At 73.2% G+C, this 15,605-nt stretch carries 15 protein-coding genes; 9 read left to right on the top strand and 6 right to left on the bottom strand.

Features of this window, described 5'->3' with window-relative positions:
* Positions 1-118: 118 nt before the first annotated feature.
* From G569_RS0101335 to G569_RS0101325, 3 genes are read left to right on the top strand one after another with little or no spacing between them, the layout of a single operon-like run.
* On the top strand, positions 119-373 hold the full coding sequence (locus tag G569_RS0101335) for a hypothetical protein (protein ID WP_028062073.1): 255 nt from the start codon (positions 119-121) through the stop codon (positions 371-373).
* The gene (locus G569_RS0101330; RefSeq protein WP_028062072.1) at positions 370-576 is read left to right on the top strand and encodes a hypothetical protein; all 207 of its coding nucleotides are present in this window, start codon (positions 370-372) and stop codon (positions 574-576) included. Before G569_RS0101335 ends, G569_RS0101330 begins: the two co-directional genes overlap by 4 nt.
* A gap of 24 nt (positions 577-600) precedes the next feature.
* Complete coding sequence (locus tag G569_RS0101325; RefSeq protein WP_028062071.1) at positions 601-990, top strand: hypothetical protein; 390 nt, start codon at positions 601-603, stop codon at positions 988-990.
* Here G569_RS0101325 and G569_RS0101320 read toward each other — a convergent pair.
* Positions 965-1,849, bottom strand: a complete 885-nt coding sequence (locus G569_RS0101320) for a phosphotransferase (protein WP_028062070.1) — start codon at positions 1,847-1,849, stop codon at positions 965-967. The two genes, G569_RS0101325 and G569_RS0101320, sit on opposite strands and share 26 nt — an antisense overlap.
* 14 nt (positions 1,850-1,863) lie before the next feature.
* Between G569_RS0101320 and G569_RS0101315 the strand changes: the two genes are divergently transcribed.
* The 5 genes from G569_RS0101315 (at position 1,864) to G569_RS0101295 (ending at position 9,623) form a co-directional block, all read left to right on the top strand.
* Positions 1,864-3,201: an amidase family protein gene (locus G569_RS0101315; protein ID WP_028062069.1), complete on the top strand. Its 1,338-nt coding sequence runs from the start codon at positions 1,864-1,866 to the stop codon at positions 3,199-3,201.
* Complete coding sequence (locus G569_RS60735) at positions 3,155-4,894, top strand: methyltransferase domain-containing protein (RefSeq protein WP_084284018.1); 1,740 nt, start codon at positions 3,155-3,157, stop codon at positions 4,892-4,894. Before G569_RS0101315 ends, G569_RS60735 begins: the two co-directional genes overlap by 47 nt.
* Positions 4,870-6,078 carry an ArnT family glycosyltransferase gene (locus G569_RS0101305; RefSeq protein ID WP_028062068.1) on the top strand — a complete coding sequence of 403 codons (1,209 nt, stop codon included), beginning with the start codon at positions 4,870-4,872 and terminating at the stop codon, positions 6,076-6,078. Before G569_RS60735 ends, G569_RS0101305 begins: the two co-directional genes overlap by 25 nt.
* Before the next feature lie 160 nt (positions 6,079-6,238).
* Positions 6,239-8,902, top strand: a complete 2,664-nt coding sequence (locus G569_RS44675) for a helix-turn-helix transcriptional regulator (RefSeq protein WP_053225682.1) — start codon at positions 6,239-6,241, stop codon at positions 8,900-8,902.
* A gap of 10 nt (positions 8,903-8,912) precedes the next feature.
* A complete protein-coding gene (locus G569_RS0101295) occupies positions 8,913-9,623 on the top strand; it encodes a response regulator transcription factor (protein WP_306764984.1) in 711 nt (236 codons plus the stop codon).
* Here G569_RS0101295 and G569_RS44670 read toward each other — a convergent pair.
* Genes G569_RS44670 through G569_RS0101270 form a run of 5 tightly spaced genes read right to left on the bottom strand, consistent with a single transcriptional unit; the run spans position 9,620 to position 14,698 of the window.
* Positions 9,620-10,795 carry a patatin-like phospholipase family protein gene (locus G569_RS44670; RefSeq protein WP_053225681.1) on the bottom strand — a complete coding sequence of 392 codons (1,176 nt, stop codon included), beginning with the start codon at positions 10,793-10,795 and terminating at the stop codon, positions 9,620-9,622. The genes G569_RS0101295 and G569_RS44670 overlap by 4 nt on opposite strands.
* Positions 10,792-11,169: a hypothetical protein gene (locus tag G569_RS56995; RefSeq protein WP_053225680.1), complete on the bottom strand. Its 378-nt coding sequence runs from the start codon at positions 11,167-11,169 to the stop codon at positions 10,792-10,794. Before G569_RS56995 ends, G569_RS44670 begins: the two co-directional genes overlap by 4 nt.
* The gene (locus tag G569_RS44660; RefSeq protein WP_053225679.1) at positions 11,166-13,565 is read right to left on the bottom strand and encodes an AAA family ATPase; all 2,400 of its coding nucleotides are present in this window, start codon (positions 13,563-13,565) and stop codon (positions 11,166-11,168) included. The genes G569_RS56995 and G569_RS44660 overlap by 4 nt, the downstream gene beginning before the upstream one ends.
* Positions 13,566-13,589: 24 nt before the next feature.
* Positions 13,590-14,159, bottom strand: coding sequence for a hypothetical protein (locus tag G569_RS56990; protein ID WP_028062066.1), 570 nt, complete (start codon positions 14,157-14,159; stop codon positions 13,590-13,592).
* Positions 14,156-14,698 (bottom strand): RNA polymerase sigma factor, encoded by a 543-nt coding sequence (locus G569_RS0101270; protein WP_028062065.1) that lies wholly within the window; start codon positions 14,696-14,698, stop codon positions 14,156-14,158. Before G569_RS0101270 ends, G569_RS56990 begins: the two co-directional genes overlap by 4 nt.
* A gap of 25 nt (positions 14,699-14,723) precedes the next feature.
* Here G569_RS0101270 and G569_RS0101265 point away from each other — a divergent pair, with 25 nt between their 5' ends.
* Positions 14,724-15,599, top strand: coding sequence for a succinylglutamate desuccinylase/aspartoacylase family protein (locus G569_RS0101265; protein WP_028062064.1), 876 nt, complete (start codon positions 14,724-14,726; stop codon positions 15,597-15,599).
* Positions 15,600-15,605 lie beyond the last annotated feature (6 nt).

Here is a 15,605-nt window from a genome sequence, read left to right as displayed (position 1 = left end):
TGGCCCGACACGCACACGCCTGCGAGCCGCGCGTGAAAGAGGTGGGAACCCCCTGGGGAGAGAACTTCTCCCCAGGGACTATTCGTGTCAGTCGCCACGAGCAGAACAGGACCGGCAAATGACCTCCACCACCTCCACCGTTCGCGAACTCGCCCACCGCCGCAACGACGGCCTGGACATCCGGCTCCTCTGGGATCCGGCTACCGATCGTGTGACCGTCGCGCTGCAGGACGGCAAGACCGGAGATGGCTTCGAGGTCGAGGTCGGACCGGGCGAGCGCGCCCTGGACGTCTTCCACCACCCGTTCGCGTACGCGGCCTTCCGCGACGCCGCCAAGAAGCGCGCTCGGGAGTACGCGGGAGCGACCGGGTGAACGTCCCGGACGGCACCGTCTGGACGGGCCGCTACCCCGTCACCCCCGGCTCCTCGCCGCGCGCGGTCGTCGTTCGCGTCCGCTCGCAGGGCTGGACGTCGGTCGACTTCGACATCGAGCACGCCTACGGCCACCCGGTCGGTCTCGGCCGTGGCTCGCTGCCCACGGCGCTGTTCGAGCGCCGCTTCGACCGCATCTTTTGACCGCTCTGGAATGATGGGTCGGCGATGCCGACCGATCTGACGGTGATGTTGGCCGATGAGCCCGGTGCGCTGGCCCGGTTGGGCGAGGCGACGCTCGCTGCGGGTGTGCATCTGCGCGGGCTGTGCGCGTTCACCGGCGACGGCCGCGGGTTCGTGCACGCGCTGGTGGACGACGGGGACGTCGACACCGCTTCGAAGGCGTTGAAGTCGGCGAGGATGAAGGTCGCCGACACGCGCGAGGTGCTGGTGGCCGACGTCGGGCCAGGCGGCGTCACGGACGTGATGCTGGCGCTGGCCGACGCGAACGTGAACGTCGATCTCGCCTACACGGCGTGCGACGGCAAGGTCGTGATCGCCACCGACGACGTGTTGACCGCCCGCGAAGCGCTCACGCAGAGCGTTCCAGGCCGCTGAGCGCCTCGCGGACGACTCCGTCCAGGCCCTCGTGGGTGCCGTGGAGCACCAGCGTCGCGCACATGAACAGCGCGAGGACACGGGCGCGCAGGAGTTGGGTCTCGCTGACGCGGCCGTAGGCGGCGAAGAACTCGGCGCGCCCGTCCGGCGGGAGCGCGTACCAGCACAGCGCCAGGTCGATGGCGGGGTCGCCGGAGCAGACGTCGCCCCAGTCGATCACGCCCGCGAGCACCTCGTCGCGGACCAGCAGGTGCCGGGCGTGCAGGTCGCCGTGCACGACGACGGGGTGGTCATAGACGCCGGCGACGAGCCGTGCCGCGTCGTGGAGGGCGTCGCGGACCTCGTCGGGCATCGACCACAGGTGGTCGATCCGCGCCAGCGCGTCGAGGGTCTTCGGCACGCGCGTCTCCATCGTCCCGCGGCCCATCGGGTCATACGGCAGCTCGACGCTCACGCGGGCGTCGTGCAAGCCGCGGAGGAAGCGGCCGAGCGGACGGCCGAGTGCGCAGCGGGCATCGTGGGAAAGCTCCGCGTCCGCCAGTTCGCGCCCCTCGATCGCCTCGGCGCCGAAGAACGGCCACGGGAACGCCTCCGACGGCTCGCCCACCCACTTCGGCACCGGGATCGGCAACGGGACCTGCGGCGCGAGCTCGCCCAGCACCGCCAGCTCCCGTTGCACGCCCGGCAGGGCGATCGTCCGCCGCGGGAACCGGAACGCCCAGCGCCCGTCGACGAGCCAGACCGTGTTGTCCCAGCCCTCGCCCAGCAGCGAGAGCGACGACGGCTCGAAGCACTGCTCCACGATCAGCCGGCGCGCGAGCCCCTCGTCGACGAGATGTTCCGCGCTCCACTCCGGCACGTAGGCTCATCAGTGTGAACGCCGTCGACCTCGCGTACGCCGGTCTCGCTCGCCAGGCGCAGCTGGTCGCGGCCGGAACGGTGAGCGCGCGCGAGCTGGTGGAGCTCTCGCTGGAGCGCATCGAGCGGTTCGACCCGCAGCTGAACGCCTTCGGCGCCGTCTATGCCGAGCAGGCGCTCGCGCAGGCCGACAGGCCGCGGCCCGGGCCTTTGAGCGGGGTCCCGATCGCGGTCAAGGACGAGATGGACATCGCGGGCGAGATCACCAGCCGCGGGACCGGGGCGATCACCGAGCGCGCCGCGCAGGACGCCGAAGTGGTCAGGCGCCTCAAGGACGCCGGCGCGATCGTGATCGGCAAGACGACGATGCCGGAGCTCGGGCTGTGGCCGTTCACGGAGTCGATCACGTGGGGCGTGACCCGCAACCCGTGGGACACGGACCGGACGCCGGGCGGGTCCAGCGGCGGCTCGGCGGCAGCCGTCGCCGCGGGCCTGGTCCCCGCCGCGACCGCGGGCGACGGCGCCGGCTCGATCCGCATCCCCGCCGCGTGCTGCGGGCTGTTCGGGCTCAAGCCGCACGCCCACCGCGTCCCGCGGGAGCACGACGACACGCACTGGATCTGCTTCGGCGGCCTCACCCGCTCGGTGCGGGACGCGCGGCTGATGTACGACGTGATGGCGCCGGGCATCGAGGCGCCGCCGCGGCGGCGCCTGCGGATCGCCTACAGCGAACGCTTCCCGCCCGCGACCCGCGGCTCGCTCACCCACGCGACGGCGGCCGCGCTGCGCGACACGCGCGACCTGCTGCAGGACCTTGGGCACGAGGTCATCGAGCGCGACCCCGACTTCCGCGCCCGCGACGTCCCGGTGATCCTCGGCCTGATGTTCCGCGGCATCCGTGACTTCGTGGGCGAGGTCGAGCAGCCGCAGCGCCTCGAGCGGCGCACCCGCCACATTGCGCGTCCGGGACAGCTGGTCTCCGATCGGACCGTCGACCGGCTGCTCGAGGCCGAGCAGCGGATCGCTTCGCGGGTGGGCAAGCTGTGGGAGGACGTCGACGTCCTGCTGATGCCGATCCTCGCCGCGCCCGCGGTCCCGGCTCAGATCATGGAGGGGCGGGGCGCGACCGTCACGTACCTGTGGGAGAGCGGCTGGGTGCCATTCGGCGTCCTCTGGAACTCGACCGGCCAGCCGGCCGTCTCCGTGCCGGCGGGCTTCGGTCCGGACGGGCTTCCGCTCGCCGTCCAGTTCGTCGGCCGCCCTCACGGGGAAGGGACGCTCCTAACGCTTTCCGAGGAGATCGAAGATGCCCGTCCGTGGGGACTTCACCGTCCCGCAGCTTTCGCTTGGTAGCGTCCCGCGCCGCATGGCGGGCTGCCGTATCTGCTCAGGAGACCTCGAGCTGAAGGTGCAGGGCGACAGCGTGGCCGTCACGGCCGCGGCGCTGTCGCCTTCCGCGCACGGCGTCGGCGGGCACGGCGACCTGCTCGAGTGCACGGAGTGCGGGACGGTGCAGCAGCCGGTGCTCCCGCACGGCGCCGAGCTGCACGATCTCTACCGCGACATGCGCGACGACGAGTACCTGACCGAGGAGTCGGGCCGGCGCGCGACTGCGAACCGCCTGCTCGACCTGATCGAGCCGCATGTGCCGTCCGGGCGCCTCCTGGACGTCGGCTGCGGGTACGGCCTCCTGCTCGACGAGGCGCGTCGCCGCGGGTACGACACCGTCGGGCTGGAGCTCTCGCGCGACGGAGCGCGGCACGCACGCTCGCTGGGGCTCGACGTGCGCGAGGTCCCCCTGGAGTCGTTCTCGCAGGGCTCGAACGGCGACTCGCCGGGCGAGTTCGACGCGATCTTCCTGGCCGACGTGCTCGAGCACCTCGACGACCCGGTCGCCGCGATCGACGTCTGCGCGCGGCTGCTGCGGCCGCGCGGCGTCCTCTGCGTCGTCACGCCGGATCCGTCGAGCTCGACGGCCAAGCTCGCGGGCTCGCGCTGGTGGGGCTACCTGCCCGCCCACACGGTGCTGCTGCCGCGGCGGACGCTGCGCGAGCTGATCTCGGCCCGCGGCCTGGTGATCTCCGCCGACGTGGCGTTCGTGCGCACGTTCGCGGCCAAGCGGTGGGTCGGCGGGCTGGCGGAGCGGATGGGTCCCGTGTCGGGGCCGATGACCGCGCTCGCGGAGCGGATGCCGCCGGTGCCGATCAGCCTCTCGCTCGGCGACGAGCGCGTGATCGTCGCCCACCGCACGCCGGTCCGGCTCGCGCCCGAGCCGCTCCTGCGCCCGGAGAACGGCCGCGCGCCGGTGCAGGTCGTCCTCCCCGCCTACAACGCGGTGCGCACGATCCCGGACGTCGTGCGCGAGATGCCCGCCGATGCCGCCGACCGCGCGCTGCTGATCGACGACGCGTCGCCGGACGAGACGGCGCGGGTCGCGGTCCACAACGGGCTCGACGTGCTGCGCCATCCCGTCAACCGCGGCTACGGCGGTTCGCAGAAGACCGGCTACGTGCGCGCGCTGCGCGACGGCGCCGAGGTCGTCGTGATGGTGCACGCCGACAACCAGTACGACCCGGGGCTGGTGGCCGACATGGCGGCGCCGATCCTGGCCGGCGAGGCCGACGTCGTGATCGGCTCACGGCTGCTCGACGACCGCGCGATCGCGGGCGGGATGCCGCGCTGGAAGTGGGTCGGCAACCGGCTGCTGACGGGGATCGAGAACCGCGCGTTCGGCGTGCGCTTCTCGGAGTACCACACGGGCTACCGCGCGTTCAGCGCCGAGTTCCTGCGCTCGATCCCGTTCCTGCGCAACTCCGACGACTTCGTGTTCGACCAGGAGATCTTCGCCCAGATGCTGGCCCGCGGGGCGCGGGTGCGCGAGATCCCGATTCCGACGCGCTACTTCCACGAGGCGTCGAGCGTCGACTTCCTCACCAGCCTGCGCTACGCGTTCAAGACCCTGTGGGTGCTGGCGCGCTTCCGGCTCGACCGGCGCTGGGCGCTGCTCCGCCGCCCGGCCGCATGGATCGCAGCGGAACGCGGATAGCGCTCGCGCTGGTCTTCGCCGCCCTGGCGATCCGGGTGGCGTTCGTGCTCGCGACGCCCGGCTACACGCTCGTCCACGACGCGCTGGACTACCAGCGCCACGCGGTCTCGATCGCTTCCGGGCACGGGTTTGCGTTGTCATATGGGCGGCCGACGGCGTTCCGCCCGCCCGCCTATCCGATCTTCCTGGCGGCGGTGTATGTCGTCACCGGACCCGACGTCGAGTGGGGTCGGATCGCGAACGCGTTCGTCGGGACGGGGATCGTGGCGCTGATCGGGGTGATCGCGTTCCAGCTCTGGGGGCGGCGGATCGCGCTGATCGCCTTGGCGCTGGGAGCCGTGTATGTGCCGCTCATCCTGGTCGGGCAGTCGATCATGAGCGAGCCGCTCTTCGTGCTCTGCCTCCTGGGCGCGATCGCGTGTGTCCTGCACTCGAAGCGGTGGCCGTGGGTGGTGGCCGCGGGCGTATTGATGGGGCTCGCGATCCTCGGGCGGGCGAACGCGATCGTGCTGCTGGCGCCGTTGGCGGCGGCGGTCTGGCGTGGGTGGCGCGCGCCGTTGGTGCTGTGCGTGGTGGCCGGGTTGACGGTCGCGCCGTGGACGATCCGCAACTACGAGACCTTCCACGCCTTCGTGCCGGTCTCCACGCAGTTCGGGAGCGCCTTGGCCGGCACGTACAACAGCGAGGCGAAGGCCGACAAGAAGAACCCCGCGTCGTGGCGGACGTTGAAGCGGGTCGACGACTACCGGCCGATCTTCAATCGCGTGCGTTCGACCCCCGAGCCCGTGCTCGAGAAGGAGTTGCGCAAGGCCTCGATCGAGTTCATCAAGGCCCACCCGGGCTACGTGCTGACGGTCGCGTGGTGGACGTCGCGGCGGATGCTGGACCTCGCCGGCATGGATTGGTCGATCCACACCGCGGCGACGATCTCCGCCACCCGCGGGTGGGCGATCGCGGGCGTGATCTGCTTCTGGGTGTTCGCGCTGCTGGCGCTCGTCGGCGCCTTCACGCGTGAGGCCCGGGCAGCGCCGTGGTGGCTCTGGGCGGTGCCGCTCCTGATGTATTTGAGTGTGGTGTTCCTGGTCGTCGAGACGCCGCGCTACCGCACGGCGATCGACCCGTTCATCGTCCTGCTGGCCGCGTTGTGCGTGAGCCGCGCGGCGCCAGCGCGGACGCGGTCGTAGCGAGGACGAGCAGGGCGGCGAAGGTGTAGTGCAGCGACTTGGACATGGGAGGAACCTTCCCACCGCGACGCCATTCGCTCGATGGAGGCAACCGGTGTCGAATCGCGGGCAGGCCCCCGTAATGTGGCGGTAGACCGACGGTTAGGATCAGCCCGTTCTCATGATCGTCGGGCGCGAACGCGAGCTGGAACGGATCGAAGGCTTCCTGTCCGCTGTGGCCTCTGGTCCCGCCACGCTGCTGCTCGAAGGCGACCTCGGCGTGGGCAAGACGGCGCTCTGGCGGGAGGCGGTCGCGCGGTCGCCGTACCGCGTGTTGTCGTGCCGGCCGGTCGAGGCCGAGACGCAGCTGGCCTACGCCGCGCTGGGCGATCTGCTGGCGTCCTTGGGCGACGACGAGCTGTCGTCGTTGCCGGGACCGCAGCGGCACGCGCTGGAGGTCGCGCTGCTGCGGGTCGAGCCGGGGGAGCACGGCGCGCCGCAGCGCGCGGTCGCGCTTGGGCTTTTGGCGGTGCTGCGGGCGCGGCCAACGGTGGTCGCGGTCGACGACGTGCAGTGGCTCGACCATCCGTCGTCGGTCGTGCTGGCGTTCGTCGCGCGGCGGCTGGAAGACGCGCGGGTCGGGCTGCTGGTCGCGCGCCGCGGCGGCGGGGCGATGCCGCTGCACCTCCCTGAGTCCGCGCGCGTCACCGTCGGCCCGCTGGCGCGTGACGCGCTGTCACGGCTGCTCGGCCCGATCTCGCGCACCGAGCTCAACCGCGTGCACCGCATCAGCGGCGGCAACCCGTACTACGCGCTCGAGCTGCTCGGGTGCGACGAGGTCCCGTCGACCCTGCGCGGCCTCGTCGCCGACCGCCTCGCCGCCTTGTCGCCCGAGGGTCGCGCGGCGGCGGCGTTGGCCGCGGTGCTGTCGCGGCCGACGACAGCCGTCGTGGACGCAGCGGCCGCGCCGGGCGTGCTCGAGGTGGACGACGGTGGTGCCGCGGGCGGCCGCGGGGCGGCGAGCACCACACCCAGCCTCCCCGCGGCGGCCGGCGGTGGCGCCGCGCGGGTGCGGTTCGCGCATCCGTTGTTGTCGTCGATCGCCTACGAGCAGGTCGCGGACAAGCGGGCGCTGCACGCGCGGGCGGCGGAGGTCGTCGACGATCCCGAGGAGCGGGCGCGGCATCTCGCGCTCGCCGCGGACGCGCCCGACGAGGCGGTCGCATCCGCCCTCGTCGAGGCGGCTCGCCGGGCGCGTGCGCGCGGCGCGCCCGACGCCGCCGCCGAGCTGCTCGAGATGGCGCGGCCGCTGCAGCCGGGTTCCTCGTGGCGGATCGCGGTCGAGGCCGCCGAGCGCCACCTGGAGGCGGGGGACGCGGAGCGCGCGCAGGCGGTGCTCGACGAGGTGCTGCCGGAGGTTCCGTCCGGGCGCGAGCGCGCGTACGCGCTGGCGCGGCTCGGGTGGGTGCGGGCGCACCGCGAGGGCTTTCGCGCCGCCTACGAGGTCTTCACACGCGCGCTCGGTGAGCCGGAGATCGACGCGGCGCTGCGGATCGAGATCGAGACCGGGCTCTCCTGGTGCACGCAGTCGGTCGACACCGTGGCGGCGGCCCAGGTCCACGCCCGGACGGCGCTGACGCTCGCCGAGGACCTCGGCGACCCCACGCTGCTGGCGCGGGCGCTCTCGCACGTCGCGTTCCTGGAGTCGCTGAGCGGCGAGGGGATGGCGATGGGGCTGATCGAGCGCGCGCTCGAGCTCCCCGCCGAGCCAGGCTGGACCCAGATCCTCGGCCGTCCGGACTGGATCCACGCGATGCTGCTGTTCTGGGACGGACGGCTCGCGCAGGCCCGCGACCGGCTCGCGGCGCTGCACACCGAGGCGTTGGACCGCGGTGACGAGCACTCGCTGCCGTTCGTGCTCTTCCAGCTCGCCCGGGCTGAGCTCCTGCTCGGCGACTGGGAGGCGGCGTCCCGGCACGCGGACGAGTGCATGGAGTCCGTCGACCAGAGCGGCCAGGCGGGGGAGGGGCCGTACGCGCTGGCGATCCTCGCGCTCGTCGCCGCCCACCGGGGCGAGGCCGCGCGCGCACGTGAGCTGATCGAGCGCGGGCTGGAGCTGGCCGAGGCGCGCGGCGTCATCCCCGCGGCCTTGGAGATGCTCGCCACGCGCGGCTTCCTCGAGCTCTCGCTCGGCGAACCGGCCGACGCCACGTTCGACGAGGTCCGCGCGGGCGTCGAGGCGAGCGGTCTGCGCGAGCCCGCGCTGTTCCGCTGGGAGGCCGACGCGGTCGAGGCGTATGTGCTGGCAGGGCGGGGCGAGGACGCGCGCGCCGTCGCCGCCGCGCTGGAACGCGCACGGCCGTGGGCCGCGTCCGTGGCGGCGCGGTGTGACGCGCTCGTGGGGGTGGCCGCGGCCGGCGTCGCGGCGGGCGGCGAGGACGGCCAGCCCTTCGAGCGGGCGCGGCTCCTCCTCGTCCTCGGCGCGCGCGAGCGGCGGGCGCGGCAATGGGGCGCCGCCCGGGCGACCCTGCAGGTGGCGCTCGATGGCTTCGAGGCGCTCGGTTCCCCGCTCTGGGCGGAGCGGGCGCGGGGCGAGCTCGCGCGGGTCGGTGGGCGCGCTCCCGCCGACGGCGCGCTCACGCCGACCGAGCAGCGGGTCGCGGAGCTGATCGCCGCCGGGCGCACGTACCAGGAGGCCGCCGACGAGCTGTTCATCAGCCCCAAGACGGTCCAGTGGAACCTCTCGAAGGTCTACAAGAAGCTGGGGATCAAGTCGCGGGCCGAGCTGCCCGCGGCGATAAATCCAGCCATCCCGCCGGTTTCGCGCGAGGCCGTCCAGCCGTAGCTTCGGCGGCATGTATCCGCCTGTCACGCAGTTCGAGACCCGCGCCCTGCGGCTGGAGCCGGGCGTCGAGGAGCCGCTGCGGGTCGTCATCGGCGAGGACTCCGTCCTGTTGCGCGCCGGCACCGCCCGCCTGCTGGAGGAGTCCGGGTTCGAGGTGGTCGGCCAGTCCGGCGAACGCGACGACCTCCTGCGCAAGGTCCGCGCCCACCGCCCGGACGTCGTGCTGATCGATGTCCGCATGCCGCCCGACCACACCGACGAGGGCCTGCAGGCCGCGCGCATCCTCCGCGCCGAGTTCCCGCACATGGGCATCCTCGTCCTGTCCGCCCACATCGAGGAGCGCTACGCCCGCGAGTTGCTCGAGAGCGGCGCGACCGGCGTCGGCTACCTGCTCAAGGACCGGATCGCCGAGATCGAGCGCTTCACGGCCGCCGTCGCGCGCGTGGCCCGAGGTGGGTCGGTGCTCGATCCGGAGGTGGTGGCGTCGATGATCCGGGGTCGCCGCAGCGCGCTGGAATCGCTCACGCCACGCGAGCGCGAGGTCCTCGACGGGATGGCCTCCGGGCGCTCCAACCGCGGGATCGCCGACGCCATGTTCGTCTCCGAGCGCGCGGTCGAGCGTCACGTCACGTCGATCTTCAGCAAGCTCGAGCTGCCGGCCAACGACGCGTCCCACCGCCGCGTCCTCGCGGTCCTGGCGCATGTCGCCGCTTGCGACTAGACGCCGCGGTGGCGGCCGAGTGGGCCGGTGTCCCAGAGGCCCTCGTCGTGCGGTTCCTCCAGCCACGCCTGGGCGTCGTTGCGGCCCAGCTCGATGAGCGCCTGGGCGAACTCGGGCGCGAAGAACAGGTAGCTGAGCAGCTCGCCGTGCAGGGGGTCGGCGCCCGCGTCCATCAGCCGGCCGAGGAACGCCAGCTGCGGCGAGCGGTGCGCGTGGAAGAGCCCGCCGTAGTGGCGGCGGAAGATGTCGCGGGCGATGCGGCCGATCGTGTCGCGCTCCGGCGGCGCGATGAAGATGTACGGGACCCGGCGATGGTGCGGCATGTGGCGGCCGCCGACGAGCTCGTTGATCGTCGTCAGCGTCTGGATGTCCTCGACCAGCGGGTCCGCGAGCAGGGCGTCGATGACGTGGGCGGCGCCCGCGAAGACGTCGGGACGCTCGGGGCCGGCGATCTGGTCGGTCGCGGGCGCGATCGAGTTCAGGCCGACGACGATCACCCGCTCGGCGCCGAGCGACAGCGCGGGCTTGATCGGCGCGTTCAGGCGGGTGCCGCCGTCGAAGTACCAGCCCGGGGCGGGACCTTCCGTGACCTCGACCGCCGGGAACGCGGCCGGAATGGCGGCGCTGGCCCGCACGTGCTGCTCGGTGAGCACGGTCGGGACGTAGTCGATGCTGCGCTTGTGATCGCGCACCGCGTCCGGCGTGCCGCCCTGGTGGAAGACGACGCTGCGGCCCGTCAGCGCGGACGTGGCGACGACGGCGGCGGAGAGCAGGCGGCCGGAGTCGACGTGGCGGCCGATCTCGGCGAACGGGATCAGCTTGTCGAGGGTGCTCTTGAGCGGGGTCGCGTCCAGCAGCGCGGGGACCTCGAGCGAGAGCAGGCCGGTGAACGTCAGCGCGGCGCGGGCGATCCGGTCGAGGTCGCGGATCGACGGCGTCGCCAGCACGTCGCCCCAGGTGAGGTTCTCCCAGATCGCGCGGCCGGTGGTCAGGTCCGGCGACTCGTGGGTGGCCGCGAGATAGGCGCCGTTGACCGCGCCGACGCTCGCGCCGACGATGATGTTCGGGCGCTCGTCCTCACCGAGCGCGGGCAGCAGGACCGAGAGCACCCCGGCCTCGTAGGCGCCGCGTGCGCCGCCGCCGGCGAGCACGAGCGCGATCGGTTGCGTCAACTCAGTGACTCCCGCACTGCGTCCAGGAAAGCACGCGCCGTATTCAGGTGCGTGCGCAACTCGTCCTGTGTGAGACCGACCTCATAAGCGCGGTGATGGCACGCCTGGCTGAGCGCCGTCCACGCGAAGTCCGCCGCGCGCGCCTCGGGCTTGTCGCCGAGGTAGGCGGGCAGGCACTGCCAGCGGTCGCGCCAGCTCGTCTCCTGCATCCCGGGCGCCTTGTTGATCCAGAAGCCGTTCAGCGTCGACTCGAGCGACTGCCGGATCAGCACCGCGGCGGCGTGCGGCCACGTGCCGGACGTGTGCGGGTCGAACTCGTCGAGTTGGCGCTCGGCCTCGTCGAGCACGGCGGCGACGGTGAGCCGGCTCGTCATTTCGTCAATTGCTGGATGAAGTCGCGGGTGGTGTCCGGGAGGCGCTTGAGCGTCTGCGGGTCGAGCGTCGCGCCGTGCGAGCCGCGGTTGAGCTCGGACACGAGGCTCGCGGCGTGCGTCCCGTAGCGCTTGCGGACCTCGCTCGCGACCTCGCCCTGGCGCCCCGCCTCGCCGAACAGCACGAGCGCGAGCGTCTCCCGGAGCGTCCGCGCCTCGTCGATCTGCTCGTCGGCCTCGTCGAGGCTCGTTCCCGCCTCGACGGCCCGCCTCCTGACGAGGTTGGCCGCGGCGGCCTCGACGGCGCTGCGACAGAACATCGGGACGACCCGCGCCTGCACCTCCGGCGGCAGCCGATCGGGCTTCGCGTACCCGCGGGCGCCGTCGAGGTAGCGCTGCACCGGCGTCCTGGACACCTGCACGTCGACGGTCGAGTTCGCGCGACGGTCGACATGGAGCATCGTCGCGTCGAGCTTGAGCCTTCTTATGGCTTCGGGGAGGCGGTCGTCGTGGGTGAAGACGACGATCTGGCGGGTGCGCGCCGCGCGGTGCAGGACGCGCGCGAGCCCGTCGACCTTCGCGGGGTCCATCGCCTGCACGGGATCGTCGATCACCGCGAAGCGGAACGGGGACTCGTCGAGCGCGGCGCGCGGCAGGAAGACGGAGACGGAGAGCGCGAGCAGCTCGCCCTGCGACATCACCCCGAGCGCGTTCGCGCCCTCGCCGTCGGCACGCACGTCGAAGTCCGCCCGCCCGGTCCGCCCGGACTTCTTGAGCGTGATGTCGTGCAGGTCGATCGCCGACCCCTGCCGCAGCTCCCGCCAGTTCGCGATCGCCCGCTCGGAGATCGGCGCGAAGCGCTCCCGGCGCAACTCCTCCGCCGCTCCCTTCACCCACTTCTCCGCGGCCTTGAGGGCGATGAGCGTCTCGGCCCGCGCTTCGACCTCCCGCGCCTGCTCGAGCCAGCCCGCGACGTGGCCGGCGAGCTCCTGCCACGCGGCGCCCCGCTTGCCGAGCTCGTCCGCGGCCGTCGCGGAGAGGACCCGAAGGTGCGCGGCGGCGGCGAGGACGTCGTCCGCGCGCGGCGAGGCCGCGTCGAGCCGCGCGACGGGGTCGGCCGGTGAGCCGGCGGCACCCGCGGCGGGATCGGCCGGCGCGGCGGCGGGGTCGGCCGCCGCCGGCGCTGCGGCGAGCCCCACTTGCGCGGCCAGCGCCGGCGCGCTGCGCGCGTTCGCGTCGATCAGCGTCGCCACGCCGCGGCGCGCCGCACCCAGCGCGGTCTCGGCGGCCGTCAGCGCGCGCGCCTGCTCGTCCAGCGCGGCGGCCTCTTCGGCCGCGCGGGCCGCCCACGCCTCGTCGAGGACGTCCGGGGTGCCGCAGACGGGGCAGTCGTCGGTCAGCCGCGCCGGGTCGCGGACCGCGAGCGCGCGGCGCAGCAGCGCGGCGATGTCCGTCGCGCGCTTGGCGTCGGTCGCGGCGGCGTCCTTGTGGGCGCGCTCGGCGACGCGGACGGCGGTGAACGCCGCGCGGATCTCGTCGTCGGACGGCACGTGGAGGCCCGCCAACCGGCGCAGGATCGCGGTGTCGCCGCTGTAGTCGGGCGCATCCGCGAGCAGCTGCTCGATCGCGTCGAGGTCGGGCTTGCGGACGCCCAGCGCCGCCGCGACCAGGGCGGCGTGCTCGTCCTCCGGGTCCAGCCGGGTGACGAGCGCGTCCTTCAAGCGCCCCACCTCTTTGCGCTGGTTGTCGTACGCCAGGCGGGCGGCGGCGAGCGACGCCACCAGCTCGTCGATGTCACCGAGCCCGAGCACCGGGGTCAGCGCCTCGTACAGCGACGAGAGCGTGTCGAACATCGTCGCCAGCTCGGCGTACGCGAGGAACGGCCGGAAGGACGGCAGGTCGCGGTCCCAGTGGTGCTCGGCGAGGACCGCGGCGGGGGCCGCCCGCCCGCTCGCGTCGTCATACAGGGCGCCGTGGGGCCATTCCTGCGCCAGTGACACCTCGTCGCCTGAGCCCTCGAGCACGAGCGTCGCGCCGATCCGCGTCGGCTCGTCCCAGTGCAGGCATTGCCAGGTCTCCGTCCACGCCTTCGGGCGCTTCTCCCAGCGCTTCAGGCGTCCGGTCATCAGCAGCTCGAGGCCCTCGGCGAACGAGGACTTGCCGGAGCCGTTGCGGCCGACCACCACCGTCAGCCCCGGCGCGGGCTCCAACGGCAGCGTCGCGGGCGTCCCGATCCCGCGGAAGCCCTCGACGGTCACCGACGACAGCCAGACCGGCGGCGCGGCGTCGCCCGCCTCGGCCTCGCCCGCGCAGGCGACCTCGATGACGTGCTTGGCGGTGTCGTCGAGGTCGGACGCCGACAACCGCTCCAGCAGGAGCGTGCGCAGGACAGGATCCATCGGGCGCCGATCGTAGAAGCGGCGTCAGATGCCGCCGGTGAACAGGACGTCGACCTCGTCGCGCTCGGGCATCGCGCCGGCGAACTCCGCGGCGGCGGGGGCGGCCATGCGCGCGACGGCGGGCGCGGGTGGAGGCGGCGGCGCGAGCGTCCCGGCGGCGCGCAGGACGACGGCGCTCTCGCCCACGATCCGCCCCAGCGCCTCCAGCACGCGGTTGCTGACGCCGGAGACCGGCAGCGTCCCGGCCTCCATCCGCCCGTAGTAGGAGCCGACCTTCGCCTCACGCCCGCCGACCCCGAGCTCGGCCGCCAGCCGTGCCACGAGCTCCGCGGGACGCAGCCGCGCCCGCTCGCGCAACCGCGGCAGCAGCGCCGGCCAGCCTTCCAGCGCCGCCACGACGCCGGCCGCGGGCGAAGCCTCGAACGCCCCGCGATCGAACGCGCGCCGCGGCGCTCGCGCCAGGTAGCCGTCGATCAGCGCCTCCAGCTCGACCCGATCCGTGCCTGAGACCCGCGCGAGATACGGCGCCGGATCGGCGACACCGGAGCGATCGGCGGCGATGAAGTCTGCGAGCAATGCGTCGACGTCGGTCATGTCAGTTCCTCGCGTAACGCGCGCCGGAAACGGGAGGTGATCTGGTGCACGTTGGCCGCGCTGACCCCGTCGACCTCGGACGCCGCGAGCCCGGCGAACACTACGAGCTCGACCACCCGCCGATGCTCATCGCTCAGCCGCGTGAGCACCCGCTCGACGGCATCGGTCACGTCCATCGCGTCCTCCTCCGGCGCCGCCAGGCGCTCGTCGAGCCCCACGACCGGCCGCGCCCGGCGATGGAAGTCCACGATCCGACGGGTAGTGATCGTCTGCAGCCACACGTGGAACTCGCCCTGCGAGGACCCGCCGAACGCCGACTGCAGCGCGCTCACCAGCACCTCGGACGTGACGTCCTCGACCGCTGCCGGCGGCACCTTCAGCGCGACCCGGCGCGAGACGTTGTGCCAGTGGCCGTAGACGAGCACCGCCAGCGCCACCCGCGACGACTCGTGGCCGTGCAGCCGCGCCGCGCGCACGTACGCGATCAGGGCGTCGTCGTCGAGCCGGACCAGCTCGGGCTCTCCCAGCGGGCGGAACACGCAGTGACCGTATTGAATGCGCCGCGTGCGTACGACGATCACACTCGACGAAGTCGCGGTTCCCGCCTTCGACCTGACAGGCGCCCACGACGGCCCGCACCTGAGCCTGATCGGCGGCGTGCACGGCTGCGAGTACTCCTCGATCGCCGCGGTCATCGACGTCATGCGCGGACTCGAACCCGCGCAGCTGCACGGCCGGATCACCGCCGTCCCCGTCGTCAGCATGGACTCGTTCACGCAGCGTTCGCCGTTCGTCGTCCCGGCCGACGGCAAGAACCTCAACCGCTCGTTTCCCGGTGACCCGGATGGGACCTACACCGACCGGCTCGCCCACGACATCCACAGCCGGCTGATCGCGCCCGCCGACGCCTTCATCGACCTCCACGGCGGCGACCTGGTCGAGGCGCTCGAGCCGTTCGCGCTGTTCGCCGACCCCGGCTCGCGCGAGCTCGCGCTGGCCATGGGCCTCCCGTACGTCGTCGACTACACCGAGTCCGACGCGCTGACGGGCATGAGCGTTGCGACCAAGGGCGTGATCGCCGAGGCGGGCGGGGCCGGCCGGCTCGAAGCCGCGGCCACGAAACTGCTCGTCGACGGGACCCGCAACGCGCTGAAGCTCTTGAAGATGCTCGACGGCGAGCCGGACCCGCCGCGCTCGCGGATCGTCCGCCGCTTCGAGTGGCTCTACAGCACCCACGCCGGTTTCTGGGTCGCCCACGCGGCCACCGGCGAGCACGTCCGCGCGGGCCAGGTGCTCGGCGAGGTCCGCGACCTCTACGGCGACACGCTCGAGGAGGCAGTCGCCCCCACCGACGGCGTGATCCTCTTCCTCACCACGAGCGCCGCGCTCGATGAGAGCGGCCTCATGCTCGGGCTGGGGACGGAATTCGCCGACGGCTGAGGCGTC

The sequence above is a fragment of the Solirubrobacter soli DSM 22325 genome (genome assembly GCF_000423665.1).
GTDB classification, from domain to species: domain Bacteria; phylum Actinomycetota; class Thermoleophilia; order Solirubrobacterales; family Solirubrobacteraceae; genus Solirubrobacter; species Solirubrobacter soli.
Note: the sequence above shows the minus strand (reverse complement) of the source record. Positions and strands in the feature narration are given on the sequence as shown.

What these genes read in the sequence shown, in the direction of transcription:
- G569_RS0101335 (WP_028062073.1), top strand. Translation starts at nt 119, where the DNA reads ATGACCTCCACCACCTCCACCGTTCGCGAACTCGCCCACCGCCGCAAC.
- G569_RS0101325 (WP_028062071.1), top strand. Translation starts at nt 601, where the DNA reads ATGCCGACCGATCTGACGGTGATGTTGGCCGATGAGCCCGGTGCGCTG.
- G569_RS60735 (WP_084284018.1), top strand. Translation starts at nt 3,155, where the DNA reads ATGCCCGTCCGTGGGGACTTCACCGTCCCGCAGCTTTCGCTTGGTAGC.
- G569_RS0101305 (WP_028062068.1), top strand. Translation starts at nt 4,870, where the DNA reads ATGGATCGCAGCGGAACGCGGATAGCGCTCGCGCTGGTCTTCGCCGCC.
- G569_RS44675 (WP_053225682.1), top strand. Translation starts at nt 6,239, where the DNA reads ATGATCGTCGGGCGCGAACGCGAGCTGGAACGGATCGAAGGCTTCCTG.
- G569_RS0101295 (WP_306764984.1), top strand. Translation starts at nt 8,913, where the DNA reads ATGTATCCGCCTGTCACGCAGTTCGAGACCCGCGCCCTGCGGCTGGAG.
- G569_RS56995 (WP_053225680.1), bottom strand. Translation starts at nt 11,169, where the DNA reads ATGACGAGCCGGCTCACCGTCGCCGCCGTGCTCGACGAGGCCGAGCGC.
- G569_RS44660 (WP_053225679.1), bottom strand. Translation starts at nt 13,565, where the DNA reads ATGGATCCTGTCCTGCGCACGCTCCTGCTGGAGCGGTTGTCGGCGTCC.
- G569_RS56990 (WP_028062066.1), bottom strand. Translation starts at nt 14,159, where the DNA reads ATGACCGACGTCGACGCATTGCTCGCAGACTTCATCGCCGCCGATCGC.